This window comes from Comamonas trifloxystrobinivorans (assembly GCF_043359985.1).
Classification (GTDB): domain Bacteria; phylum Pseudomonadota; class Gammaproteobacteria; order Burkholderiales; family Burkholderiaceae_C; genus Comamonas; species Comamonas trifloxystrobinivorans.
Genome location: NZ_JBHZGV010000007.1, coordinates 117,989 through 141,920 on the forward strand (window position 1 = coordinate 117,989; position 23,932 = coordinate 141,920).

The window sequence follows — 23,932 nt, forward strand, 5'->3', positions numbered from 1 at the left end:
CCGGCTGGTCAAAATACCGGTTCAGGCCGAAAAAAAGCAGCGGCTCCAAGGAGCGCTGCACTACTGTGGCGATGCACGGCCAATACCATGCACCAAAACCGGGCGTTGAACGGATAAAGAGACTGGCCAGGCCGCGAGGCACCAGACGCTTGGCGCATATACGCAAAGCGTCGGCATTCTACGCCCGAGTGCCGCACCCAGTGAATATTTGGCAGAGTTTTTGTCGGGGATTTGGCGCAGCGCGCCAGAAAAACTATGCGCACTGCGTAGGCGATTGGCAGGGGGGTTTTCAGCGGCGCAGCTTCATCACCAGCGGCAAAGCCACGGTGGCAATACGCATCAGCTTGCGCGGGCCCAGCAACAGGCCCAGCCCCAAAGCTCCCACACACACCACCGGGTGCTGGCGGCCAAAGCCGATCAGGCGCTCTACCAGCGAGCCGTGCGCCAGCGCATAGTTCGGGTCTTGGGCTTTCAAAGCCAGCGCCTGCTCTTGCGCCAGGCGGCGTCCATGCAGGCGCTCGCGCTGGCTGCGGATGCGCTCCAGCACTTCGCGCTCTTGCGGGCTGGCCTCTTGCAGCAGCAACAGCTCGGCTTGGTTGCGTTCTTCTTTCATAGCGCTCCCCTGCATTTATTTGAGGCGGCGCTTGAGCGCCACCCAGTCTTTGCGCAACACGCTGCGGCTGAGCGCAAACGGGCTGGCCGCCTTTTTGGCCGTCAACGCCAGGAAAACCAGCACCCCCACCCACAGCAGCAACCAGCCACCCGCAACCAGCCAGGTCACCAGCATGCGGTTGGGCGTGTCCCAGTAGGTGATGATGATGGCGCCCGAGAGCACGGTCAGCGCCACAATCGTCAGCCCCGCCACCACCAGCCCCATGACCAGCAGCCAGAGCAGATTCTTCTTCTGGGTCTGCCACTCCAGGGCCAGCAAATCGATGCGGTCTTCGGCCGCAATGGCGCCTTCGCTCATCAGCGAACGGGCGCGCGCCAGTGTGTCATCGAGCCCCAGCAAAGACAACCAGTTCATGGACTCTCCTTCGTCAAAACAGGGCTTGCGCCCTGTTCTTGGTGGATGGGAACCGGCCTGTTGCCAGGCCGGTGGCTCAGCATCAACGGCGCGAGAAGATAAAGCCGATCAACGCGCCCACGGCCAGCGCAGCACCTGCCACGCGCCAGGGTTCGTCGTGTGCATAGCGGTCTGCGGCCAGCGCGGCCTCTTTGGCTTGGCGGGCTGCATCTTGCGCGGCGCGCACAGCGCTGTCGCGGGCATTGCCAGCGGTATCTTCCAGGCGGGCACGCAGGGCGCGAATCTCTGGCACGCCGTCGAGGTCTTTGCTCGACAGCACGCTGCGCAGATCGCCCACCAGCTTCTCCAGGTCTTGCTGGGCGTTTTCGACGGTATCGCTGAACATATTCGACTTGCGCATATTTATCCCTTTTAAAAAGCGGTTAACTGTGAAGTTCGCGTCAGCGCGATCGGGGCTCCCGAGCACTTGCGCTTGCAAACATCGTAACGGAGAACGGAGCCATGCTTGCGCTACCTTGCACCCACAAGCCTGTAAGAATACACCGACAGTCTGCAAAAGCCCCCAATTGCAGCCCAAAAAGGGGCAGATGCCGCTTTGTCAAAGACTGTCAGAGCGAGCCGCCACCACAGCCAGCGGGCTTTAAGCCAACTCGCCCAGCACGGCGCGGCCAATGGCCAGGCAACTGGTGAGGCCGGGCGACTCAATGCCGAACAAGTTCACCAAACCTGCCACGCCATGCACGGCTGGGCCTTGGATGCAGAAGTCTGCCGAGGCCTCGTTCGGCCCGCTGATCTTAGGGCGAATACCGGCGTAACCAGCGGCCAAAGCACCATCGGGCAAAGCCGGCCAGTAGCGGCGCACCTCGGCATAAAACGCATCGCCACGCGCCGGGTCCACCACCAGATCGTCCGCGCTCTCGACCCACTGCACATCGGGGCCAAACTTGGCTTGACCACCCAGATCCAGCGTCAGATGCACGCCCAGGCCAGCGGCCTCGGGCACCGGGTAAATCAAATGCTGGAAAGGTGCGCGCCCGCTCAGCGTGAAGTAATTGCCCTTGGCGTAGTAAGCGGTTGGCACATGCTCGGCCGCCAGCCCGGCAAACCGGCGCGCCAGATCAGGCGCCCACATGCCGGCAGCGTTGACCACGGTTTTAGCCAGTAGCTGCGTGCCGTCTTGCGTGGTGAGCAAAATGCCCTGCTCGCCATTGGCTTGCGCCTTGCAATCAGCGCTGGCCAGCGGGCTGTTGAACACCACCATGCCGCCAGCGTTTTCCAGATCGCCTTGCAGGCTGAGCATCAGGCCATGGCTGTCGACAATACCGGTGCTCGGCGAATGCAGCGCAGCCACGCATTCCAGCGCAGGTTCCATCTCACGGGCTTGCTCGCGCGTGAGCAGCTCCAGATCGTTCACGCCATTGGCGGCGGCGTGCTGTGCAATAGCGTCGAGCTTGGGCCGCTGCGCATCCGAAGTAGCCACAATCAGCTTGCCGCAGCGCTGGTGCGCCACGCCGCGCTCGGCGCAGTATTGGTACAGCAGCTCTTTGCCCTGCACGCACAACTGAGCCTTGAGCGAGCCTTGCGGGTAATAAATGCCCGCGTGGATGACCTCGCTGTTGCGCGAACTGGTACCCGTGCCAATGGCATCCTGCGCCTCCAGCACCATCACCTCCCGCCCAGCCAGCGCCAACTCCCGCGCCACCGCCAAGCCCACCACGCCCGCACCCAGCACCACCACATCGACTGCATCCACCACGGCATTGCTCCTAGTTTTTAACCGCCCCAAGCTTACAGGCAATGCCGGGCCGGAAAAGAAAAAACTGCTTTGCGGAATGGCGGATTTTGAACGAGTGGGCTGGTGCTCTATCTCGCCCGTTGAACCCACATAAACACTAGCAAGCAGTGCCGCTCCCGCAGGCTGTTGGCTGTTGGCTGTCCCTCCCCCACCCTTTCAGCCAGCGCCTGCGGCCGCAGCAAACGGCGGCGGTTTGGCTGCCGCAGGACAGCCAAACTTCGTGCTCTGACTCGCAGACGCTGTTTGAACGGAGCGCCTTGGCGCGGAGAGAGTTCGTCTGCGCGCCGGGGTTTGCTTCGAGCGCAGGTTGCCCCGATTGCCCCGCTACGCGGGGCAGTCGGGGACGCTGGATGCAGGCACGTTTCTTTGCTGACTTTCTTCTGGGCCGGCACACCGGACGTGCAGCAAGAAAGTCAGTCGCCCGCCGGGGCGAGTCCCGGCCAGCAGCTGCATGCAATGCCAGCCAACGCCAGTTAAAAAAACAAGCCTCCCGGCATCTGCGCGAAGCGCAGACATCCTTGTAGAGCCAACAGTGGCTCGCCGCCACGCGCCCGCCGCAAGCCCCAGCCAGCCGCTGCAAGCAAAACAAAAAAGCCAGCACCTTCACCAGCGCTGGCTTTTTCTTCATGAGGCCGCAGCCTCACAACCAACAGAAGATTTACTTCTTGTTGTAGGCGGCAATACCGTCCACGATTTCCTTGTGGGCTTCGTCCAGGCCCTTCCAGCCCAGCACCTTGACCCACTTGCCCTTTTCCAGGTCCTTGTAGTGTTCAAAGAAGTGCGAAATCTGCTGCAGCACCAGGTCGTGGATATCGCCCAGCGTGTTGATCTTGTCGTAAGAAGGCAGCAGCTTTTGCGTAGGCACGGCCAGCACCTTGCCGTCCACGCCGCCCTCGTCTTCCATGTGCAGAATGCCGATAGCGCGGCAAGGCACCACCACGCCGGTAGGCAGTGGGAAGGGGGTCATCACCAGCACGTCCACCGGATCACCGTCGCCAGCCAGGGTTTGGGGCACATAGCCGTAGTTCACGGGGTAGTGCATGGCGGTGCCCATGAAACGGTCCACGAACACGCAGCCGGTTTCCTTGTCCACTTCGTACTTCACAGGAGCGGAGTTGGCCGAGATTTCGATCACGACGTTGAAGACTTCAGGCGCCTTGGCACCGGGGGTCAGTTTTTCGAAGGACATGCGTTTCCTTATGGGTCAAAGAGGAGGTTGTTCGGGTGCGCACCGTGCGGCCAGCCAAGCGGCGCAGGCGTGCAAAACCGGCTGATTTTAGGCGCTTTGGCTGACGGCTGGCTGAAAAAACCCAAGCAGCAACGCCGCCAGCCCGGTCAAACCCGTGACAGGCGCGGGCATTTGCCGGTAGGCGCAGGCACTTTCCTGCGCTAAGGTGGCGGACGTTGTGCGGCCCCTGTGCCGCTGCCTTTTTTTGCCATTCGAAAGCCTGCCACCATGCAACTGCACTACATCGCCAACGCCTCCGTGCCCTCGCTCTCGGGCAAAACCATTCCGGTGGTCGACCCGTCGGACGGCCAGCAGTACGACGAAATCCAGCGCGGCAATGCCGAAGACATTGACCACGCCGTGCAAGCCGCCCGCCTGTGCTACCAAAACGTATGGGGCAAACTGGCGCCGGTCGAGCGCAGCCGCCTGCTCAACAAGCTCTCGGCCAAAGTGCTGGAGCACGCCGACGAGCTGGCCGCCATTGAACAGCGCGACTGCGGCAAACCCACCAAGCAAGCCAAGGCCGATGCGGTCGCCCTGGCGCGCTACTTCGAGTTCTACGCCGGTGCCTGCGACAAGCTGCATGGCGAAACCATCCCCTACCCGCAAGAATTCAGCGTGCTGACCTGGCGCGAGCCGCATGGCGTCACCGGCCACATCGTGCCCTGGAACTACCCCATGCAGATCTTCGGCCGCTGCGTGGGCGGCGCGCTGGCAGCGGGCAACACCTGCGTGGTCAAGCCTTCGGAAGACGCCTGCCTGAGCCTCATCCGCGTGGCGCAACTGGCGGCAGACGTGGGCTTCCCCGCAGGCGCCATCAACATCGTCACCGGTTTTGGCCACGAAGTGGGCGACGCCCTGGCCCGCAACCCGGGTGTGGACCACATCAGCTTTACCGGCAGCCCGCGCGTGGGCACCCTGATTGAGCAAGCCGCCGCCGAGCGCCACTGCCCCTGCACCATGGAGCTGGGTGGCAAAAGCCCGCAAATCGTGTTTGCCGATGCGGACTTGGATGCGGCCATCCCCGTCATCGTCAACGCCATCATCCAAAACTCGGGCCAAACCTGCTCGGCCGGCTCGCGCCTGCTGGTGGAGCGCTCCATCTACGAAACCCTGTTGGCCCGCCTGGCCTCGGCCTTTGAGGCGCTGCGTGTTGGCCCGGCCACGATGGACTTGGATCTGGGCCCGCTGATCCGCCAATCGCAACAGCAACGGGTATGGGATTTTCTGAGCGATGCGCACAACGACGGCATCTCCATCGTCGCCCAGGGCCAGATCGTGGACGACGCCCCCGAAGGCGGCTTCTACCAGGCGCCCACGCTGCTGCGCGACGTGCCCGTCAACCACCGCCTGGCACAAGAAGAAGTGTTCGGCCCGGTGCTCAGCTCCATGGCTTTCGACAGCGAGGAGCAAGCCATCGAAATGGCCAACGCCACCGAGTTCGGCCTGGTAGCCGGTGTGTGGACGCGCGACGGCGGCCGCCAGTTCCGCGTGGCCAAGCGCCTGCGTAGCGGGCAGGTCTTCATCAACAATTACGGCGCTGCTGGCGGCGTGGAACTGCCCTTTGGCGGCGTCAAAGCCAGCGGCCACGGCCGCGAGAAAGGCTTTGAAGCGCTGTACGGCTTTACCGTGTTGAAGACGGTAGCCATTCGCCACGGCTAAGCTTGGCCAGGCGCATTCGGTGCGCCTTGGCTGGGTAAGCGCGCTGGGCGTGGAAAGCCTCGCACCGTCAGCCGCCCTCTCAACCCGAGTTGCTCGCTAAAAACACTGCCACTGCGCACGGTTCGCCCTGCGCAGTTTTGCATTCTCACTACTGGCGTGTCGCCTGCACTGCACATGCAATGGGTTTGCACTGTTGATTTGGCGGTTGGCAAAAGCGCTGCCCAGGGCTGCCAATGCGGCAAAAATAGCGAGTTGGCGCGGCTGATGGCTGTAGAGCGGCCAGGTATTGGGCAGTGTTGCTGACCCAAACCCTGAGCATGTGCGCCGGTGTGGCTGCACTCGCTGGCCGCCTGAGCCACCACCCCACCCTGCCTGCAAACCACCTGCGGGTGGTTTGTTTTTGGTGCGACAACTGCCAGCACAAACCCGTTGAATATGCCCAGCCCAGGGTTTTAGCCAGGCCTGGCAAATCATTTTGCAGCGGCTCATGCAGTGGCCGAGCGCAGTATGCAGGCCCAGGAGATAAGGGTTTTCATTGGGTATTTTCCGTCATCCCCATGGCCCGAGTGAACGTTAAACTGGGCAGCACAATCACCAGCAGAAACCATAACAAGATGATAAAAAAGCGAGTTCTCAGCGCTGCCCTGGCAGCTATTGCCCTGTCCTCCATGGCGGCCGAGCCGACGATTAACTTGGGGCCCATCGATAACGACAAGCTGGAGTCCGATGGCATTTATCTGCTGGACGATGTGTTTGCCATTTCCGTCGCGTTTGCGCTGGGCGGTTATGACAAGTACCCCGACGCCATTGCCGGCCTGGTGAACCGCGAGCAACTGGGCCTGTACAGCAACCCGGCCGGGGTGTACCGCTCCAAACCCAAAAATGCCATTTTGCAGGCCAAAGAAAAGTGCAACCAGGTGATGGAAACCTTTGCCCGCAAAGATTGCAGCACCCAATTGGCCAAGCAGGTGGTTGAGTACGGCAACACCGCTGCTGCCAAAGCCAAGTTTTTACGCGTGCACCTAGACGACTTTACCGAGTGGGACGCGAATATCAACAAAATCAGCGTTGCCAACGTTCATTACCGCACCTATAACCGCGACCCCAATTGTCTGCCCCAGGCACTGTGCGTGGCCGTGGCCGAGTACAACGCGATGATCGACCATAACTATATGGTCTGCTACAAGATGCAAACCGGTTATCAGAACAACTTGTTTGTGAATGCCAGCGAGGCAGAAGCCCGCGCCCTCTCCCAAGCCGCCGGCACCATTGGCATGGTCAAAAAATCCATGGTGTTTGAGGTGGTCAGCCCGCTCAAGATTTTGCCCACGCCGCAAGCATGCGACCAGAAGGAGAGCCGCAACAACAAATTGGTGGGCATAGGCATCATTGAGCCGCGAGCGATCATCATGGGCGGCTTCAAGAACGCCAATCTGGTGTCCAAGCAATTGGAGTGGAAGACTTCGCGGAAATAGCGAACGCTTGTCTCCCTGACGGGCAGTTCTGCGCTTCGCGCAGATGCCGGGAAGGTGGTTTTTCAACTGGCGTTGTGCTGATCTGCTTGCGGCAGCTGGCCGGGTCTCGCCCCGACATCTGCGCGAAGCGCAGGCGTCCTGAGCAAGGGTACAGACGCTCACAGCCACACATCCACCACCAGCGCCACCGGGCGCTTATCCCGGCCCCAGTCTCTGCAGCGACATGCATTGCCAACCGCTGGTTTACATCGCCGTAACAATCAGCGCGTTTTCACCTACAACGCATAACGCTTACCCCATGAAAAAAACCTTGCTTGCTTTGGCTGCTGCAGCGGCGCTGTCCTTCTCCGTTTCCGGCTGTTCGGACGGCAACGCCGCCTCGCTGCGCTACAACGCCACGCTGGACCAGGCGTCCAAAGCCGAGACATCGGCCGTGCTCAAAACGCTGCAAGAGCTGGTGAATATCGAAACCGGCACCAACGACAGCGTCGGCATTCCCGAAATGGGCAACTACCTGGAGCAACGCCTGCAAGCGCTGGGCGCGAATGTGGTGCGCTACAAGGCCGAGGCCGGCGTGGTGGGCGACAACATTGTGGGCAGCTTCCAAGGCAGCGGCAGCAAGAGCATTTTGCTGATGGCGCATATGGACACGGTGTATGCCCGCGGCATTTTGGCAACCGCGCCTTTCAAGGTAGATGGCAATAAGGCCTACGGCGCCGGCATTGCCGATTGCAAGGGCGGCATTGCCGTCATCCTGCACAGTCTGGGCCTGCTCAAGGCGCAAAACTTCAGCCAGTTCAAGACCATCACCGTGCTGTTCAATACCGACGAGGAAAAAGGCTCGTTCGGCTCGCGCGACCTGATCCAGAAGCTCTCGGCGCAGCACGACTATGTGCTGTCGTACGAGCCCTCGGGCGAGAGCGAAAGCTTTGGCACCGCCAGCTCGGGGATTGCTTATGTGCAAGCCATTGTGCATGGCAAGGCTTCGCATGCCGGTGCTGCGCCGGAACTGGGTGTGAACGCCCTCACCGAGGCGGCTGATCTGGTGTTGCGCACGCAAGATATTCAGGACAAATCCAAAGAGCGCGGCTTCAACTGGACGACGATGACGGCCGGCGGCACGGTCACCAACGTCATTCCGGACAAAGCCGTTATCAACGCGGACGTGCGCTACGGCAAGAACGAAGACCTGGAGCTGATGAAGAGCATGCTGGACACCGCTGCCACCAAGAAGCGCCTGCCTGATGCCAAGATTGAGATCAACCTGACCCGCGGCCGCCCAGCCTTCAATGCCACCGATGAAGGCAAGAAGGTGATCGACAAAGCCATTGCCATCTACAGCGATGTGGGCGGCAAATCCACCATCGACTACCAGCGTTACGGCGCCGGCTCTGATGCCGCTTATGCCGGCCTGTCTGGCAAACCGGTGGTAGACGGCATGGGCCTGCCCGGCGCCAACTACCACTCCAACTTGGCCGAGTACGTGCTGATCGACCCGATCCCGCGCCGCCTGTACCTCTCGGCCCAGCTGATTTCGGAGCTGGGGCAAGGTTTGTAAATACTTTCCAATTTGCCCAAACCCGAAAGCGCCAGCACAGCCTGGCGCTTTTTCATACCACCCACTGTCCACCCTGAGACAGCCCCGTCCCACCCACAAGCCCTGTGCTATCAAACACTTAGCGCGCCGACCGGCTGGCACAGCACCCCAAGCCGCACAACAGCAGAAAAACCCCAATACGAAACGAATACATATTGCCCACAATGCATAGCTCGTGCGGCTTGCCGCAGACCACCTGACAACCATTCGGCGAGGCCGAGGAGACAAAAAATGAAGATGAAGACATTGGCGTGGGGCGTGGGCTTGGCTTTGGGGCTGATGGCTGGTGGCGTGGCCAGCGCGCAGACGACCATGCGGATCAGCATCTCGGTGGCGCAAAATTCGCACCAGGGCGTGGCCATTGATACCTTTGCCAAAGAGGTGGAAAAGCGCACCGCCGGCCGCTACAAGGTCCAGACCTTCTACAACGGCGCGCTGGGCGGCGAGCGCGAGTCGATCGAGGCGGTGCAGCTGGGCACGCAAGAGCTGGCTTTCAGCTCCAGCGGCCCGGTGCCCAACTTTGTGCCCGAGACCAAGATCTTGGACGTGCCCTTCCTCTTCCGCGACAAGGCGCATGCGCGCGCCGTGCTCGACGGCCCTATCGGCCAAGAGCTGCTGGGCAAGTTCGACAGCAAGGGTTTCAAGGCGCTGGCCTGGGCCGAGAACGGCTTCCGCCACATGACCAACTCCAAGCGCGCCATCAACAGCCCGGACGATACCAAGGGCCTGAAGATGCGCACCATGGAGAACCCGGTGCACATCCAGGCTTACAAGGCGCTGGGCATCATCACCACGCCCATGGCCTTCCCCGAAGTGTTCACCGCGCTGCAGCAAGGCACGGTGGACGGCCAGGAGAACCCGCTGCCGGTCATTACCTCGGCCAAGTTCGACCAGGTGCAAAAGCATTTGTCGCTGACCGGCCACGTGTATTCGCCTTGCATTCTGGTGATGAACAAGGCCAGCTATGACAAGCTGAGCGCCGACGACAAGAAGGCCTTTGCCGAGGCAGCGGCAGAAGCCGTCAAGGCCAACCGCGCCCGCGTTGACCTGGACGACACCAACGGCGTGGCCGAGCTGCGCAGCAAGGGCATGCAAGTGGTGGAGAACGTCGACAAGGCCAAGTTCGTTGCCACGCTGGCCAAGACCAACGAAGACTTTGAGAAGCAGTTCGGCAAGGCCAATCTCGACCGCATCCGCAACTTCAAGTAAGCCATCCGGCGCTCAGGCCTGCGCTGGCAGCTTGAGCGCCCGCTCCGGCGGAGCCTTTCTTTGATGATTTGATTCCCTAGCTGTTTGCCCGCTGCCCGGCAGCGCAAACGGCTGTTTTTTGTGAAGAACTGGAGGAGAGCGCAGCCGCTGCGCTGCAGGCCGGTGGCCGCGCTCGCTCACCATGAAAAATGCATTTCTCGCTTTCGAGCGCTGGACCTCGGGGCTGGCCATGGCCATCGCCTGCCTGATGCTGGCGGTCGCCTCCACCCTGGGCATGTTCCAGATCATTACCCGTTTTGTGCTGGAGCAGCCGGCCGAGTGGACCGAGGTGCTGATCCGCTTCAGCCTGATCTGGATGGTGTTTTTGGCCATTCCCATGGCGTTTCGCCAAGGCGCAATGGTCAGCGTGGATGTGCTGCGCCGCTGGACGCCGCGCGGCTTTAACCGCTTGCTCGACTGGATGGTCTGCATCGCCACGCTGGTGCTGCTGGCCGTGCTGATCTGGTGGGGCTGGGATTACGCCCAACGCGGCGGCGTGCAGACCATGGCCGGGCTGGAGTCGCTGTCCATGTTCTGGGCCTACCTGGCCGTGCCCGTGGGCGCGGCGTTTGCCGTGATAGGTGCCATCGGCAACCTGCTGGATCCCAAGAATACTGAACTGGAGAACGCGCAATGACCACCGTGATGCTTTCCACGATGGTGCTGTGCTTTGCGCTCACTGTCTCTGTTGCCGTCTCCATTGGCCTGGCCGCCATCTTTGGCATCCAGGCGAGCAACGCCAATATGCTCATCTCGGTCAAGGAGATGTTTGCCTCGATCAACAAGTTTCCGCTGGCCGCGATTCCGTTCTTCATCCTGGCCGGCAACCTGATGGAGACCGGTGGCATCTCGCGCCGCTTGGTGGAGTTTGCCAAGAGCATTGTGGGCGGCGTGCAAGGCGGCCTGCCGATGACTTGCGTGCTTACCTGCATGATCTTTGCGGCCGTCTCGGGTTCGTCGGTGGCCACCACGTTTGCCATTGGCGCCATCCTGATTCCGGCGCTCATCAAGCACGGCTACCCGCGCAGCTACGCCGCTGCGCTGCAAGCCACCAGCGCTGAGCTGGGCGTGATCATTCCGCCATCGATCCCGATGATTCTGTACGGCGTGAGCGCCGAAGTCTCGATTGGCGAGCTGTTCATCGCCGGATTTGGCCCTGGCCTGCTCATCAGCGCCGCGCTGATGGTGTTTGTCTGGGCCTATTGCAAGTACAAAGGCTGGGGCAAGAACGACGGCGAAGGCCGCCTGGGCTTTGGCAAAGCCCTGCTGCAAGCGGGCTGGGCGCTGCTGATGCCGGTGATCATTCTGGGCGGCATTTACGGCGGCGTGTTCACGCCCACCGAAGCTTCGGCCGTGGCGGTGTTTTACGCGCTGATCGTCGGCATGCTGATCTACCGCGAGATCAAGGTGAAAGACCTGTACGCGATCTTGCGCAAATCGGCCATGTCGTCAGCCATCATCATGTTCATCATCGCCAACGCCGGCCTGTTTGCCTTCTTGATCACCCGCGCCGGCGTGCCCGAGGCCATTGGCCACTGGCTCGAAGCGGTGCTGCAAAGCCCGGCCATGTTCCTGCTGGGCGTAAACGCTGCGTTGTTCGTGATCGGCATGTTCATCGAAACCAGTGCGGCCATCATCGTGCTGGCCCCGATCCTGGCACCGGTGGCCGCGCACTTTGGCATTGACCCGGTGCACTTTGGCCTGATCATGGTGGTGAACCTGGCGCTGGGCATGATCACCCCGCCCTTCGGTGTGAACCTGTTCGCGGCGTGCACGGTGGCCAAGATTTCGCTGGACCAGATCATCAAGTACCTGCTGCCGTTTGTGGGTGTGATCTTGCTGTGCCTGATGGTGATCACCTATGTGCCCGGCGTGTCCCTGGGACTGCGGGATTTGGTGTACCGCTAAGGCGTACTGCAACCAGCAACATGGGTGTACGCAATGCACCCGCCCATAGCAACGCCCGGCAACAGCCGGGCGTTTTTCATGAACGATGCCTGAGAGTTTCTGCTTTGCAGGCCATCCACGCTAACGCTGGATGGGACGACGAGCGGCGCTAGCGCTCTTCGCGCAACTCTTTGAGCATGGCTTCGCGCAGAATCTGGTTCATGCGCGTCTGGTAGCCCTTGCCTTTGGCTCGGAGCCAGGCAAGCACGTCGGAATCCACTCGAATCGTGGTCGGCTCCTTGGTTGGCTTGAAGAAGGGATTGGGCTGCGCCTGCGCCCAAAAACGGGCGTCGGTTTGGGGGATATCGCTGTAGTCAATATCGCGCTCGCCAGCGGCAATCAGCTCACGCAGCTCTTGCTTTTGCGCCTCAGTCAAAGAAGGCAGCTGGTCCAGATCCAATGATTTGCGAATAGTTTTGCTCATACATCCTCCTTTCACTTTTGTCGGCCCGACGCGCCGAGATGATGCGTATGGTTTCGCTGCCATCCTCGTTGCTGCGGACGGTATGGGCTACGAGCAACAGTACGTACCCCTCTACCATTCCCAGGGTTTGCCAGCGCAACTCGCCATTCTCGATTCGGTGTTGCACCACGAGCGCAAACCGATCTGAGAACACACGTGCAGCAATCTCAAAGCTCAGTTGGTGCTTTTTTATGTTAAGCGCTGCCTTGTCTGGGTCCCACTCGAAAATTGGAGTCATGGGACGACGTTAATACAAAATTGTATGTACATTCTTGCGCTATGTCCAATCGAATACCGAGACCGGCGCTCTCCTGTTCAATATTTCGCGCTCAGGGAGCGATCAGGCAGCAGGGTAGGCAAGCCCTGAAAATTCCCCAGAGACAGCCCACCACAGCAAGCCCATATTTTTTGCCCCAATATTGCTGTTTCGTGGCAGTCTTGCCGCTAAAATGCCGCCAGTCAGGAGAGAGTCGCCGCCAGTTTTGTACTGTGCAGCGCGACCGCCGAAGGCGCAGGCTAGCACCCAAGCTGCTACCGAACGCTCAGGCAAAAGGACTGGCACACGCTGACTGGTTTCAGCGTTCCCCAGCTGGAGAGAGGTGGTGCCACGACACCATCCACCGAAGGAGCAAACCCCCAGGCCTGAGCGCTGCGGGTGAATCTCTCAGGTAAAGCGGACAGCAGGGCAAACAGCGTGCGGCTGGCAACGGCTGCATGGCATTGTTATTTGCCCTGGAGTTTTTTGATGCCCGCTTCTGCCGCTCTGCTGACCACGCCCCTCAACGCCCTGCACCTGGAACTTGGTGCTCGCATGGTGCCGTTTGCCGGTTATTCCATGCCGGTGCAATACCCCGAAGGCCTGATCGCCGAACACAAGCACACGCGCGCAGCCGCCGGCTTGTTTGACGTTTCGCACATGGGCCAGTTGCGCCTGGTAGGCCCGGATGCAGCCGCCGCCTTTGAGACCCTGATGCCCGTTGATGTGGTGGACCTGGCCGTGGGCAAGCAGCGCTACGGCTTGCTGCTCAACAACGAAGGCGGCATTCTTGATGACTTGATGTTTTTCCGCGTCTCGGCCGATGAGCTGTTCGTCATCGTCAATGGCGCCTGCAAGGTGGCCGATATCGCTCATATCCGCGCCCTGATCGGCCACCGCTGCAAGGTGCAAACCATGCCCAATCACGGCCTGCTCGCGCTGCAAGGCCCCAAAGCGGTCGATGCACTGGCCCGCCTGGCGCCCGGCGTGGAAAAGCTGGTGTTCATGACCGGCGGCAATTTCGACGTGGCCGGCATCCCCTGCTTCATCACCCGCAGCGGCTACACCGGCGAAGACGGTTTTGAGATCTCAGTAGCCGGCGAGCAAGCCGAAGCCCTGGCGCGCCAGCTGCTGGCGCAGCCCGAGGTAAAGCCCATTGGCCTGGGCGCCCGTAACTCGCTGCGCCTCGAAGCCGGCCTGTGCCTGTACGGCAGCGATCTGGACACCACCACCACGCCGTCCGAAGCGGGCCTGAACTGGGCCATCCAGAAAGTACGCCGCACTGGCGGCGCCCGCGCTGGCGGCTTCCCCGGTGCCGACAAAGTACTGGCCCAAATAGACAACCCCGCCAGCCTGCAGCGCAAGCGCGTGGGCCTGATTGCGCAAGAGCGCATTCCCGTGCGCGAGCAAGTGGAAATCTGCACGCCCGACGGCAAAACCGTGGGCGTGAGCACCAGCGGCCTGCTCGGCCCCACCATCGACAAACCTATCGTGATGGCCTATGTAGAGCCAGCGCACGCAGCAATCGGCACCCAGTTGAACGCCATGGTGCGTGGCAAGCCGGTGCCGGTGGAAGTGGTGGCTATGCCGTTTGTAGCCCCCAACTATTTCCGTGGATGACAGTGGCGCCTGCCGCCAGCGCAGCGGGCACCCCGGATCCCACTAATATGTTCGCACCGTAACCACGGTCAACCCTTTAAAACTCTCTAGCTCCCGGAGCCAACATGACTGTCAAATTCTCCAAAGACCACGAATGGATCAACGCCGCTGACGCCAACGCTGCCGTCGTCGGCATCACCGTGCACGCGCAAGACGCGCTGGGCGATGTGGTGTTCGTCGAGCTGCCCGACGTAGGCGCCTCGTTCAACCAGGGCGATGTGGCTGGCGTGGTCGAATCCGTCAAGGCCGCGGCCGATGTGTACATGCCCGTGAGCGGCGAGATCGTGGAAGTCAACGAAGCTCTGCGCGCTGACCCTTCGCTCGCCAACAGCGACCCGCTGAACGCCGGCTGGTTCTTCAAGGTCAAGCTGTCGGATGCTGGCCAGGTTGACGACCTGCTTGACGAAACCGCTTACAACGACTTCGCTGCCAACAGCTAAGCCGCTGCAGCCTTGGTGTCAGCCCCGGCTGGCACCAGGCATACGCCCCTTTATCGCTGCTCACGCTGCAACCCATTACCCAGCGCCAGCGGCACTTTCAAGCACTCAAAAACCCCTCCTCGGACCATGCTGATGCCCACCAAAGAGCCGCTCGCCGCGCTGGAAAACAGCCGCGAATTCATCCCCCGCCACATTGGCCCTGATACGGATGACCAGCAAAAAATGCTGGCCGTCATTGGCAAGCCCACGCTCGACGCACTGATCCGCGACGTGGTGCCCGCCTCCATCGCCCGCGCCAAACCCATGGACTTGCCTGCCCCGGTAACGGAAGCCGCAGCTTTGGCTGAGCTGAAGGCCATTGCCAGCAAGAACCAGGTGCTGAAAAGCTTTATCGGCCAAGGCTACTACGACACCTTCACGCCTGGCGTGATTCTGCGCAATATCTTGGAGAACCCCGCCTGGTACACGGCTTACACGCCTTACCAGGCCGAAATCTCGCAAGGCCGCATGGAGGCGCTGGTCAACTTCCAGACCATGGTGACCGACCTCACCGGCATGCCGATCGCCAACGCCTCGATGCTGGACGAAGCCACCGCCGCCGCCGAAGCCATGACGCTGGCCAAGCGCTCGGTCAAGTCCAAGAGCAACCGCATCGTGCTGGCGGGAGACGTGCACCCGCAAACCATCGAAGTCATCCAAACCCGCGCAACGCCCATCGGCATTGAAGTGGTCGTGGCCAACAGCAAAGAAGAATGGGAAGCCGCGTTGGCGGGCGACCTGTTTGCCGCCGTCATCCAGTACCCCGCATCGAGCGGCTGGATTGTGGACTGGAAAGCCGACGTGGATGCCATCCACGCCAAGCAGGCTGCCGCCATCGTCGCCACCGATCTGCTGGCCCTGACCCTGCTGACGCCGCCCGGCGAATGGGGCGCCGACATTGTGGTGGGCAACAGCCAGCGCTTTGGCATGCCCATGGGCGCTGGCGGCCCGCACGCCGCCTTCATGGCCTGCCGCGACGAGTACAAGCGCTCGCTGCCCGGCCGCCTGGTGGGCGTGAGCGTGGATGTGCACGGCAAGCCCGCTTACCGCCTGGCGCTGCAAACCCGCGAGCAACATATTCGCCGCGAAAAGGCCACCTCCAACATCTGTACCGCACAGGTGCTGCCGGCTGTTATCGCCAGCATGTACGCGGTCTACCACGGCCCGCAAGGCTTGAAGCGCATTGCCCAGCGCGTGGCACGCTTTACCGCCATTCTGAGCCGCGGCCTGGCTGCGCTGGGCTACAGCGCCCGCCACCATGACAGCGCTTTCGACACGCTGAGCCTGCACACTAAGGGCGAGACGGATGCCATCGTGGCCCGCGCACTGGCCAAGGGCGCCAACCTGCGCAAAGCCTGGGGTGAATACGTCTGCATCAGCCTGGACGAAACCACGACCCGCGCTGATGTGGAACTGCTGTGGAGCGTGTTCGCCAAAGACGGCGCCAAGCTACCCACAATTGCGGCCATGGACGAAGGCGCAGCCTCGCTGATCCCCGAAGACCTGCAACGCACGAGCGCCTACCTGACGCACCCGGTCTTCAACAGCCACCACTCCGAAACCGCCATGCTGCGCTACATCCGCAGCCTCTCGGACAAAGACCTGGCGCTGGACCGCAGCATGATCCCGCTGGGCTCGTGCACCATGAAGCTCAACGCCACCAGCGAGATGATCCCCATCACCTGGCCCGAGTTTGCTGGCATGCACCCCTTCGCGCCCGCCAACCAGCTGCAAGGCTACGCCGAGCTGGATGCGCAACTGCGCCAATGGCTGTGCCAGGCCACCGGTTACGCCGGCATCAGCCTGCAGCCCAATGCGGGCTCGCAAGGTGAATACGCGGGCCTGCTGGCGATCAAAGCCTTCCACGAATCCAAGGGCCAGGCGCACCGCAACATCTGCCTGATCCCGAGCAGCGCCCACGGCACCAACCCCGCATCGGCCCAAATGGCTGGCCTGCAAGTGGTGGTGACCAAGTGCGACGACAACGGCAACGTGGACATGGACGACCTGAAGCTGGCCTGCGAGAAGCACAGCGCCAACTTGGCCTGCATCATGATCACCTACCCCAGCACGCACGGCGTGTTCGAAACCCAGGTGAAAGAGCTGTGCGCTCTGGTGCACAGCCACGGCGGCCGCGTCTATGTGGACGGCGCCAACATGAACGCCCAAGTGGGCCTGGCAGCGCCCGGTGAGTTTGGCGGCGACGTCAGCCACCTGAACCTGCACAAAACCTTCTGCATCCCGCACGGTGGTGGCGGCCCCGGCGTCGGCCCCGTCTGCGTGGTGGAAGACCTGGTGCCTTTCCTGCCCGGCCACGCCACCGGTGGTGATGTGCGCAAGGTCGGTGCCGTCAGCGCTGCGCCGCTGGGCAATGCGGCTGTGCTGCCGATCAGCTGGATGTACATCCGCATGATGGGCGAGCCCGGTTTGAAGCTGGCCACCGAAACCGCCATCCTCAACGCCAACTACATCAGCGCGCGCTTGAAGGAGCACTTCCCCACGCTGTACGCGGGCGAAAACGGCCATGTGGCGCACGAGTGCATTCTGGACCTGCGCCACTTCAAGGAAACCTGCGGCGTGATGGCCGAAGACGTGGCCAAGCGCCTGATCGATTACGGTTTCCACGCGCCCACGCTGTCCTTCCCCGTGCCCAACACCTTGATGGTGGAGCCGACCGAAAGCGAAAGTCTGTACGAGCTGGATCGCTTTATTGACGCAATGATCACCATCCGCGCCGAAATTGCCGAGGTAGAAGCCGGCAAACAGTCGCAAGAAGACAACCCGCTCAAAAACGCCCCGCACACGGCCGAAACCCTGCTGGTGGCCGACTGGCAGCACGCCTACAGCCGCGAAACCGCCGCCTACCCCGTGCCGGCTCTCCGCCGCGCCAAGTACTGGAGCCCCGTGGGCCGCGTAGACAACGTCTACGGCGACCGCAACCTGTTCTGCAGCTGCGTGCCCATCAGCGCGTTTGAAGACTGATCCACCGTTTACTCCCAGGTAGCGGCCCTTCGGGGCCGCTTTTTTTCGCCCCACGTTTTGCGCGGGGCGCGGGAGTGTGGACGCTTAGCGGCGAGCGACTGTGTCCGTTGCTCAGGACTTCTGCGCTTCGCGCAGACCTCATTGCAGGGGAAACAAACGCTCGCCGCTACGCGTACGTAACAGACCCAATTGCCGCAAGCATTACCCAGCACAACGCCAGTTAGAAAAGCAACTTCCCATCTCTGCGCATCGCGCAGACGTCCACGCGACGGGCGCGGATACCCCTCCCTCCGCGCCCATACCAAGCCTCACCACCAGGCTGAACTCAGGCAGCCTTTGCCTGACCACCCCAGTCGCACAAGCGCCCGCACCCCAGCACCACCAGCCCCACCAGTGCGATACTCGTGCGCCCCCAAACCAGCAGGCGCTCATCGCCTGCCAACCTGGATCACGGCACTCGCCCTCCCCGCATCTCAACACTGCCAGCGGCCACCACGCACCCGCTGCCTGCCATGGAAATCACCGTCATCATCATCGGCGCCGCATTGGCGGGCTTTGTGCAAGGCTTGTCGGGCTTTGGTTACAGCATGACGGCGATGGCGCTGTGGGCCTGGACTTTGGAGCCTACCTTGGCCGCAGCACTGGCGGTGTTCGGCGGGCTCACCGGCCAGATCATCCAGGCTTTCAGCATGCGGCGCGGGTTTGACTGGCGGCTGCTGTGGCCGTTTTTGCTGGGCGGTTTGTGCGGGCTGCCGCTGGGGCTGCAATTGCTGCCCTTGCTGGACGCGCATTTGTTCAAAACCGTGCTGGGCGGTCTGCTGGTGGTGTTCTGCCCGGTGATGGCCTTGGCGCACAAGCTGCCGCGCCTGAGCGACTGGCCTTGCATGCAAGGGCCGCTGGGCCGCGTGGCCAATGGCGTGGCCGGGCTGGCGGGCGGCGTGATGGGCGCGCTTGGCGGCTTCTCTGGCGTGGTGCCTACTTTGTGGTGCCAGGTCAGCGGCATGGCCCGCGACACGCAGCGCCAGGTGATCCAGAACTTCAACCTCACCATGCTGGCCGTCACCTTTGCCAGCTACCTGGGCACAGGCTTTGTCACCACCCGGATGCTGCCGCTGTTTGCCGTGGCGCTGCCGGCCATGCTGCTGCCCTCGATCTGGGGCGGGCGGCTGTATCAGCGCATCAGCGATGTGACTTTCCGCCGCGTGGTGCTGGGGCTGCTCACACTGGCCGGTGCCGCCATGCTGCTATCGGCCTGGAGCGGCCGCTAAACCACCCACTTACCGCACCACGGGCCTGCCATTTGTTGCAAAAACCCTGGCGCCATATGCGCTTGCTTGCAATATCCACACAACGGTCTGCCCCCTGCTTGCGCGTGCAAATGGGCTTGTAAGACAGCACCGCATACCGCAATGAATAAGCGCCTTGGCCGGGAAAATCCGGCTTCAGCCCCCAAAAACCGCGCTAGGCTAAGCAGGTTTTCCATGCCTGAAGGCTTTGCAGCCCGTTTCGAGGCTTTTGTCTGCGCCAGATTCCTTCAACAAATGTAAGAAACACGCCAGGGCATTGAAACAACTAGCGACAGATTGGATAATAGAGTTTCATTTCCAGCCCCTTGCACACCATAGCTTTGTAACCAAGCCACCGGATGTCCACACCGCTCGCCAACACCTACCGCAGCCGCCCCAACGAGGCCGCTGCCGCGCGCCCCCAGGTGGCGCCGGTGTGGCGAGCGCGCAGTTTGCGCACCTATCTGGTGGCTATGATGCTGGCAGCCGCCCTGCCCGTGTTGGTGGCCAGCATCTACACCGTGCAGCATGTGGCGCGCTCGTACCGCGACAGCAGCCTGCACCGCCTGCTGGACACCACCAACAACCTCGGCCACACCATCGAGAACGATCTGGCCAGCCGCGCCGCCATGCTGCAGGCCTACGCGGCCGATGCGGCCTCGGCCGACTCCGAGGCGCTGGCCAAATGGCTGTCGCTCACCGGCATGAGCGCCGACAGCGTGCTCATCGTCACCTCGCCCGATTCCGATTCGCCGCAACTGGTCTCGGCCAACACCCATGTCACGCGCTACGTGCCGCCCGGCTTGACGCAGCAAGCGCTGGCCAGCGACAAGCCGGTGTTCTCTCAGCTGTATTTCCACGGCGACCAGCCCCGTGTCGCCATTGCCGTGCGCATGCGCAAGACCGACGACCATGTGCTGATGCTCACCACCACGCCCAAGCACCTGGTGAGCGCCGCGCAAGACAGCTCGGCCCAAGGCGTGCTGATTGCGGTGACCGACGGCACCGGCCGCATCCTGGCGCGCTCGGTGCAAGTGGAGCGCTATGTGGGCACGCCCGTGCCCGATTGGAAAAATCTCAAAAGCCTGGGCACCACCAGCGGCACCTTTGAGGCCGAGCGGGCTGACAAAGGCAAGGTGATCTTTGCTTTCCACGAGATCATCGGCACGCCCGGCTGGGTGGTGGTGGCGGGGGAGCCGCTTGAGGCCTTCAACTCGCGCTGGCAAAAGCCCATGTTCAACATCGTGCTGGTCAGCGTGCTCGCCATGACGGTGGCCGTGCTGCTGTGCGCCTGGGTTTCGCGCCAGCTGCTGCGCCCCATCCGCCAGCTCACCGAAGCCACGCGCAGCGGCGCTGCCTACGATTTGCCGGTAACGGACGACCAGCAAATGCTGCTGGTGCAAGAGTACGAAGTGCTGCGCCAAAGCCTGGCCAGTGCCCGCGCCCAATTGGAATCGGCTCTGGCAGACCAGCGCCAGATCGCCAATGCGCTGGCCGTCAGCGAACAACGCTCGCGCACCCTGGCCCATGCCGGAGCCGCCGTGCTATGGACGCTGGACGCCAGCGGCCGCGCCACCTCCATGCTCGGCTGGAAAGCCATTGTCGGCAGCCCCGACGAAAACGCCCTGGGCTTTGCCTGGCTGCGCCGCGTCCACCCCGACGATGTGGCCGACCTGCGCCGCCAGGCCAGCCATTTGCTAGCCAACCCCGACCACACCCTCGATGTAGAGCTGCGCCTGCGCACCCACGACGGCCAGTGGCGCTGGATGCGTGCGCGCGGCGCCGCCATTCTCAACCCCGAGCAGCACATCCACGAATGGCTGGGCGTGCTCGAAGACGTGGACGACCGCAAACGCGCCCAGGCCGCCGTGGCCTACCTGGCGCACCACGACCCGCTCACCGGCCTGCCCAACCGCAGCCTGCTGCAAGACCACATCAGCAACGTTGGCGGCGCTGGCAACACGCGCACCTCGGGGGCGCTGCTCTACCTCGATCTGGACCGCTTCAAGCAAGTCAACGACACGCTGGGCCACGCCGCTGGCGACAGCCTGCTGTGCTCGGTGGCCGAGCGCCTGCGCGGCCTGCTGCGCGACACCGATCTGGTGGTGCGCCTGGGTGGCGACGAGTTCTGCATCGTGCAAAAAGCCTCATCGCCGCAAGCCGCCGCCAGCCTGGCGCAGCGCGTGATCGAGGTGCTGAGCGCCGATTACTTTATCGAAGGCCAGCGCGTCAACATCGGCGTCTCGGTCGGCATTACCCTGCACGTAGGCCAGTCGCAAACCCTCGACCCAGACCGCCTGCTGCGCGAAGCTGACATAGCACTGTACGAAGCCAAGAACCAGGGCCGAGGACGCTACGTCTTCTACACGCCCGATCTGGTGGCTTGAAATTTCGAGCTCGCGCCTTGGCGTACACTGCTCGCGGAACTTTATCGGTCTATCACTCTCCCACTGAGCCATGCGCGCCCTCTTGTCCTGTTTGCTGATCCTCACGCTGGTCCTGCGCGGCCTGCTGGGCGACGCCATGGCCATGGGCATCGTGGCTCCGGCCATGCCAGAGGCTGCGCACAGTGCACACCAGGCGGCACCAACCGACACCGATGCAGGCCACCACGGCCATGCTGGTGCACATTCCGCAGCACCGGCTGAGCAAGCAATCGCGCACAGCGACGCAGCCGCGCACCACCAAACCGAAAAAGCCAAACACGCACCAGCCAGCCACTGCGCTCCAGCTGACAACAGCGCTTGTGGCGACAGCGGCATTCACGGCGCGGTCTGCTCGGCTTGCGGCATTTGCCACTCGCCCGTAGGCTTGGCTGGCCTGGCCGCGCTGCCGGCACTGGCTCCCAGCCACAGCTTGGCGCTGGCTGGCGACGCCCGCTTTGCCAGCGCCTGGTCGGCACCCGTCGCCAAACCACCGATTTCCCTCGTCTGACACCCTAGCTGCGTCCGCAATTCGGGCAGCAGGCTGCGCCTAGGCGCCAGCCCGCTGTGCCCAGCGGCCGCGAACTTGGTTTTTGACGACAGGAATCGCCCATGCGCCAAGCGCATTCATCACCCTTCAGGGGCCGCGCTGCCCGCTGCTGCCTGGCCGCACTATTGGCTAGCTTCGGCTTACCGCTGGTGGCCCAAACCACAGCCAGCCCAGCGCTGGTCACCAGCCCGGCTGCGCCCAGCGCGCCCTTGCACCACCCACCCTTGCCCACCAGCGGCAGCCTGGTGAGCCACCCCGCTGATTGGCGTGCTGCCAACGCAGCAGTGGCTGAGTTTCCGCGCGGCCATGCCGACGTGGTGCAGTGGGAAAAAGCCCAGGCCAGCGGCAAAGCGCCAGCCACGCCCGGCACCCATCCACCAGCGCCAGCCCATCACCACGGAGGCCGGCCATGACACGCTTGCTCCCCCGACTCAGCTTGCTGGGCGCTGCCTTGCTACTGGCAGGCTGCGCCAGCGTGGCACCCGACGGATTGCGCGGCGATGTTGCCCAGCAAGTACAGCGCCACTTGCCAGCCGATGCACAACTGCCCTCTGCTGACGCTGCCGCCCAGCAAAGCGCGCAAACGCAGATCAGTACCTGGCTGCAAGCGCCGCTGGACGCCGACACCGCCGTGCGCATCGCGCTCTTGAACAACCCCGCCCTGCAAGCGCAATTGGCCCAGCTGGGCATTGCCGATGCCGATCGCGTGCAAGCGCTGAGCCTGCCCAACCCCAGCTTCACCTTTGGTCGTTTCCGCAACGGCCATGAGCGCGAGATTGAACGCCAGCTCAGCTTTGGCTTGGTACAACTCATCACCTTGCCATGGCGCAGCCAGTGGCAAGGCTGGCAGCTGGAGCAGGCCAAGCTGACAGCGGCGCAGCAAGTGCTGCAATTGGCGGCCGACACACGCCGTGCCTGGCTGCGTGCGGTATCTGCTCAGCAAGCTTTGGCGGCCAACGAGCGCATGCATGAGGCCGCTGCCCTGGGTGGCGAATTGGCACGGCGCATGGCGCAAGTCGGCAACTTCAGCAAGCTGGACCAGGCACGCGAGCTGTCCCAACAACAGCAAGCTGCCGCCCAGCTGGCCCGGGCCCGCCTGAACGCGCAGTTGGAACGCGAGCAACTGGCGCGCCGCATGGGTTTGTGGGGCGAGCAACTGGCTTTCCAACTGCCCGAGCAACTACCGGCATTGCCCACCTCTGCTGAGCAACTGCGCGACGGTGCCGACGTCGAAGCCACGGCCTTGCGCCAGCGCCTCGATCTGCAAGCCATGCGCCGCGATCTGGACGTGACCGCCGGCCGCCAAGGCTGGGCCACCATCGGCGCCCTCTTTGGCGACATTGGCCTCACCTACAGCCACAACACCAGCACCGAGCGTGCCAGCGGCCACAGCGAAAAAACCCGGGGCTGGGAGCTGGAAGTGCCGCTGCCCTTGTTCGACTGGGGCTTTGCCGCGCAAGGCATGGCGCGCAACCAGGCCATGCGCAGCGCTGCGCAGTTGCGCGAAACAGCCATCCGCGCCCGCAGCGAAGCACGCAGCAGCTGGCTCGCCTACCGCACCGCTTACGACCTGGCGCAGCAACAAAAAGCCGAGGTCTTGCCACTGGCGCAGCAGATGCAAGAAGAAAGCGTGTACCGCTACAACGGCATGTTCATCAGCGTCTGGCAACTGCTGGCCCAGGCCCGCGCCACCACGCAAGCCGTGGTGACTGCCACCGAGGCGCAGCGCGATTTCTGGCTCGCCGACACCGATCTGCAACTGGCTTTGACCAGCGCCAGCGCAGGCAGCACCAGCACCGCCGCCAGCTCCACCACCACTGCAGCCCCGGCTGCCAACAACGAGGCAGGCCACTGA

General features: G+C 62.7%; 21 protein-coding genes and 2 riboswitches. Of the genes, 14 read left to right on the forward strand and 7 right to left on the reverse strand.

The window, feature by feature from the left end:
• Positions 1–289: 289 nt before the first annotated feature.
• From ACFIQF_RS09800 to ppa, 5 genes are all read right to left on the reverse strand, one after another.
• Positions 290–613, reverse strand: coding sequence for a hypothetical protein (locus ACFIQF_RS09800; RefSeq protein WP_393942363.1), 324 nt, complete (start codon positions 611–613; stop codon positions 290–292).
• Positions 614–628: 15 nt separating this feature from the next.
• A complete protein-coding gene (locus ACFIQF_RS09805) occupies positions 629–1,027 on the reverse strand; it encodes a phage holin family protein (RefSeq protein ID WP_393942365.1) in 399 nt (132 codons plus the stop codon).
• 82 nt (positions 1,028–1,109) lie between these two features.
• The gene (locus ACFIQF_RS09810) at positions 1,110–1,412 is read right to left on the reverse strand and encodes an ElaB/YgaM/YqjD family protein (RefSeq protein WP_431193941.1); all 303 of its coding nucleotides are present in this window, start codon (positions 1,410–1,412) and stop codon (positions 1,110–1,112) included.
• Positions 1,413–1,667: 255 nt separating this feature from the next.
• On the reverse strand, positions 1,668–2,783 hold the full coding sequence (locus ACFIQF_RS09815) for an NAD(P)/FAD-dependent oxidoreductase (RefSeq protein WP_393942369.1): 1,116 nt from the start codon (positions 2,781–2,783) through the stop codon (positions 1,668–1,670).
• A 697-nt stretch (positions 2,784–3,480) separates the two neighbouring features.
• Positions 3,481–4,011, reverse strand: a complete 531-nt coding sequence (ppa, locus tag ACFIQF_RS09820) for an inorganic diphosphatase (RefSeq protein ID WP_393942370.1) — start codon at positions 4,009–4,011, stop codon at positions 3,481–3,483.
• Between the two features lie 267 nt (positions 4,012–4,278).
• Between ppa and ACFIQF_RS09825 the strand changes: the two genes are divergently transcribed.
• From ACFIQF_RS09825 to ACFIQF_RS09850, 6 genes are all read left to right on the forward strand, one after another.
• The gene (locus ACFIQF_RS09825; protein WP_393942372.1) at positions 4,279–5,712 is read left to right on the forward strand and encodes an aldehyde dehydrogenase family protein; all 1,434 of its coding nucleotides are present in this window, start codon (positions 4,279–4,281) and stop codon (positions 5,710–5,712) included.
• 614 nt (positions 5,713–6,326) lie between these two features.
• Complete coding sequence (locus tag ACFIQF_RS09830; RefSeq protein ID WP_393942373.1) at positions 6,327–7,187, forward strand: hypothetical protein; 861 nt, start codon at positions 6,327–6,329, stop codon at positions 7,185–7,187.
• A gap of 298 nt (positions 7,188–7,485) precedes the next feature.
• Entirely contained in the window at positions 7,486–8,745 is a 1,260-nt protein-coding gene (locus tag ACFIQF_RS09835) for a glutamate carboxypeptidase (protein WP_393942375.1), read from the forward strand.
• Positions 8,746–9,021: 276 nt separating this feature from the next.
• On the forward strand, positions 9,022–9,993 hold the full coding sequence (locus tag ACFIQF_RS09840; RefSeq protein WP_393942631.1) for a TRAP transporter substrate-binding protein: 972 nt from the start codon (positions 9,022–9,024) through the stop codon (positions 9,991–9,993).
• 181 nt (positions 9,994–10,174) lie between these two features.
• A complete protein-coding gene (locus tag ACFIQF_RS09845; protein WP_393942377.1) occupies positions 10,175–10,669 on the forward strand; it encodes a TRAP transporter small permease in 495 nt (164 codons plus the stop codon).
• Positions 10,666–11,940 (forward strand): TRAP transporter large permease, encoded by a 1,275-nt coding sequence (locus ACFIQF_RS09850; RefSeq protein WP_393942379.1) that lies wholly within the window; start codon positions 10,666–10,668, stop codon positions 11,938–11,940. Before ACFIQF_RS09845 ends, ACFIQF_RS09850 begins: the two co-directional genes overlap by 4 nt.
• Positions 11,941–12,088: 148 nt before the next feature.
• Here the strand turns inward: ACFIQF_RS09850 and ACFIQF_RS09855 are convergent, their stop codons facing one another.
• Positions 12,089–12,403: a BrnA antitoxin family protein gene (locus ACFIQF_RS09855; RefSeq protein WP_393942381.1), complete on the reverse strand. Its 315-nt coding sequence runs from the start codon at positions 12,401–12,403 to the stop codon at positions 12,089–12,091.
• Entirely contained in the window at positions 12,348–12,680 is a 333-nt protein-coding gene (locus ACFIQF_RS09860) for a BrnT family toxin (protein WP_393942383.1), read from the reverse strand. Before ACFIQF_RS09860 ends, ACFIQF_RS09855 begins: the two co-directional genes overlap by 56 nt.
• A gap of 212 nt (positions 12,681–12,892) precedes the next feature.
• Positions 12,893–13,010: riboswitch (glycine riboswitch) on the forward strand.
• A gap of 11 nt (positions 13,011–13,021) precedes the next feature.
• Positions 13,022–13,133, forward strand: a riboswitch (glycine riboswitch).
• A gap of 54 nt (positions 13,134–13,187) precedes the next feature.
• Between ACFIQF_RS09860 and gcvT the strand changes: the two genes are divergently transcribed.
• From gcvT to ACFIQF_RS09900, 8 genes are all read left to right on the forward strand, one after another.
• Positions 13,188–14,318 (forward strand): glycine cleavage system aminomethyltransferase GcvT, encoded by a 1,131-nt coding sequence (gene gcvT, locus ACFIQF_RS09865; protein WP_393942384.1) that lies wholly within the window; start codon positions 13,188–13,190, stop codon positions 14,316–14,318.
• A gap of 104 nt (positions 14,319–14,422) precedes the next feature.
• Entirely contained in the window at positions 14,423–14,797 is a 375-nt protein-coding gene (gcvH, locus tag ACFIQF_RS09870; RefSeq protein ID WP_393942386.1) for a glycine cleavage system protein GcvH, read from the forward strand.
• A 126-nt stretch (positions 14,798–14,923) separates the two neighbouring features.
• Positions 14,924–17,818, forward strand: a complete 2,895-nt coding sequence (gene gcvP, locus ACFIQF_RS09875) for an aminomethyl-transferring glycine dehydrogenase (protein WP_393942388.1) — start codon at positions 14,924–14,926, stop codon at positions 17,816–17,818.
• 503 nt (positions 17,819–18,321) lie between these two features.
• Positions 18,322–19,086, forward strand: a complete 765-nt coding sequence (locus tag ACFIQF_RS09880) for a sulfite exporter TauE/SafE family protein (RefSeq protein ID WP_393942632.1) — start codon at positions 18,322–18,324, stop codon at positions 19,084–19,086.
• 377 nt (positions 19,087–19,463) lie between these two features.
• Positions 19,464–21,491 (forward strand): diguanylate cyclase domain-containing protein, encoded by a 2,028-nt coding sequence (locus ACFIQF_RS09885; protein ID WP_393942390.1) that lies wholly within the window; start codon positions 19,464–19,466, stop codon positions 21,489–21,491.
• Positions 21,492–21,561: 70 nt separating this feature from the next.
• On the forward strand, positions 21,562–22,038 hold the full coding sequence (locus ACFIQF_RS09890) for a hypothetical protein (protein ID WP_393942392.1): 477 nt from the start codon (positions 21,562–21,564) through the stop codon (positions 22,036–22,038).
• Positions 22,039–22,226: 188 nt separating this feature from the next.
• The gene (locus ACFIQF_RS09895) at positions 22,227–22,490 is read left to right on the forward strand and encodes a hypothetical protein (protein WP_393942394.1); all 264 of its coding nucleotides are present in this window, start codon (positions 22,227–22,229) and stop codon (positions 22,488–22,490) included.
• Entirely contained in the window at positions 22,487–23,932 is a 1,446-nt protein-coding gene (locus ACFIQF_RS09900) for a TolC family protein (protein WP_393942395.1), read from the forward strand. Before ACFIQF_RS09895 ends, ACFIQF_RS09900 begins: the two co-directional genes overlap by 4 nt.

Coding starts and splice junctions, on each gene's coding strand:
- ACFIQF_RS09800 (WP_393942363.1), bottom strand. CDS start 613: ATGAAAGAAGAACGCAACCAAGCCGAGCTGTTGCTGCTGCAAGAGGCC.
- ACFIQF_RS09805 (WP_393942365.1), bottom strand. CDS start 1,027: ATGAACTGGTTGTCTTTGCTGGGGCTCGATGACACACTGGCGCGCGCC.
- ACFIQF_RS09810 (WP_431193941.1), bottom strand. CDS start 1,412: ATGTTCAGCGATACCGTCGAAAACGCCCAGCAAGACCTGGAGAAGCTG.
- ppa (WP_393942370.1), bottom strand. CDS start 4,011: ATGTCCTTCGAAAAACTGACCCCCGGTGCCAAGGCGCCTGAAGTCTTC.
- ACFIQF_RS09825 (WP_393942372.1), top strand. CDS start 4,279: ATGCAACTGCACTACATCGCCAACGCCTCCGTGCCCTCGCTCTCGGGC.
- ACFIQF_RS09830 (WP_393942373.1), top strand. CDS start 6,327: ATGATAAAAAAGCGAGTTCTCAGCGCTGCCCTGGCAGCTATTGCCCTG.
- ACFIQF_RS09835 (WP_393942375.1), top strand. CDS start 7,486: ATGAAAAAAACCTTGCTTGCTTTGGCTGCTGCAGCGGCGCTGTCCTTC.
- ACFIQF_RS09840 (WP_393942631.1), top strand. CDS start 9,022: ATGAAGACATTGGCGTGGGGCGTGGGCTTGGCTTTGGGGCTGATGGCT.
- ACFIQF_RS09845 (WP_393942377.1), top strand. CDS start 10,175: ATGAAAAATGCATTTCTCGCTTTCGAGCGCTGGACCTCGGGGCTGGCC.
- ACFIQF_RS09850 (WP_393942379.1), top strand. CDS start 10,666: ATGACCACCGTGATGCTTTCCACGATGGTGCTGTGCTTTGCGCTCACT.
- ACFIQF_RS09855 (WP_393942381.1), bottom strand. CDS start 12,403: ATGAGCAAAACTATTCGCAAATCATTGGATCTGGACCAGCTGCCTTCT.
- ACFIQF_RS09860 (WP_393942383.1), bottom strand. CDS start 12,680: ATGACTCCAATTTTCGAGTGGGACCCAGACAAGGCAGCGCTTAACATA.
- gcvT (WP_393942384.1), top strand. CDS start 13,188: ATGCCCGCTTCTGCCGCTCTGCTGACCACGCCCCTCAACGCCCTGCAC.
- gcvH (WP_393942386.1), top strand. CDS start 14,423: ATGACTGTCAAATTCTCCAAAGACCACGAATGGATCAACGCCGCTGAC.
- gcvP (WP_393942388.1), top strand. CDS start 14,924: ATGCTGATGCCCACCAAAGAGCCGCTCGCCGCGCTGGAAAACAGCCGC.
- ACFIQF_RS09885 (WP_393942390.1), top strand. CDS start 19,464: ATGTCCACACCGCTCGCCAACACCTACCGCAGCCGCCCCAACGAGGCC.
- ACFIQF_RS09890 (WP_393942392.1), top strand. CDS start 21,562: ATGCGCGCCCTCTTGTCCTGTTTGCTGATCCTCACGCTGGTCCTGCGC.
- ACFIQF_RS09900 (WP_393942395.1), top strand. CDS start 22,487: ATGACACGCTTGCTCCCCCGACTCAGCTTGCTGGGCGCTGCCTTGCTA.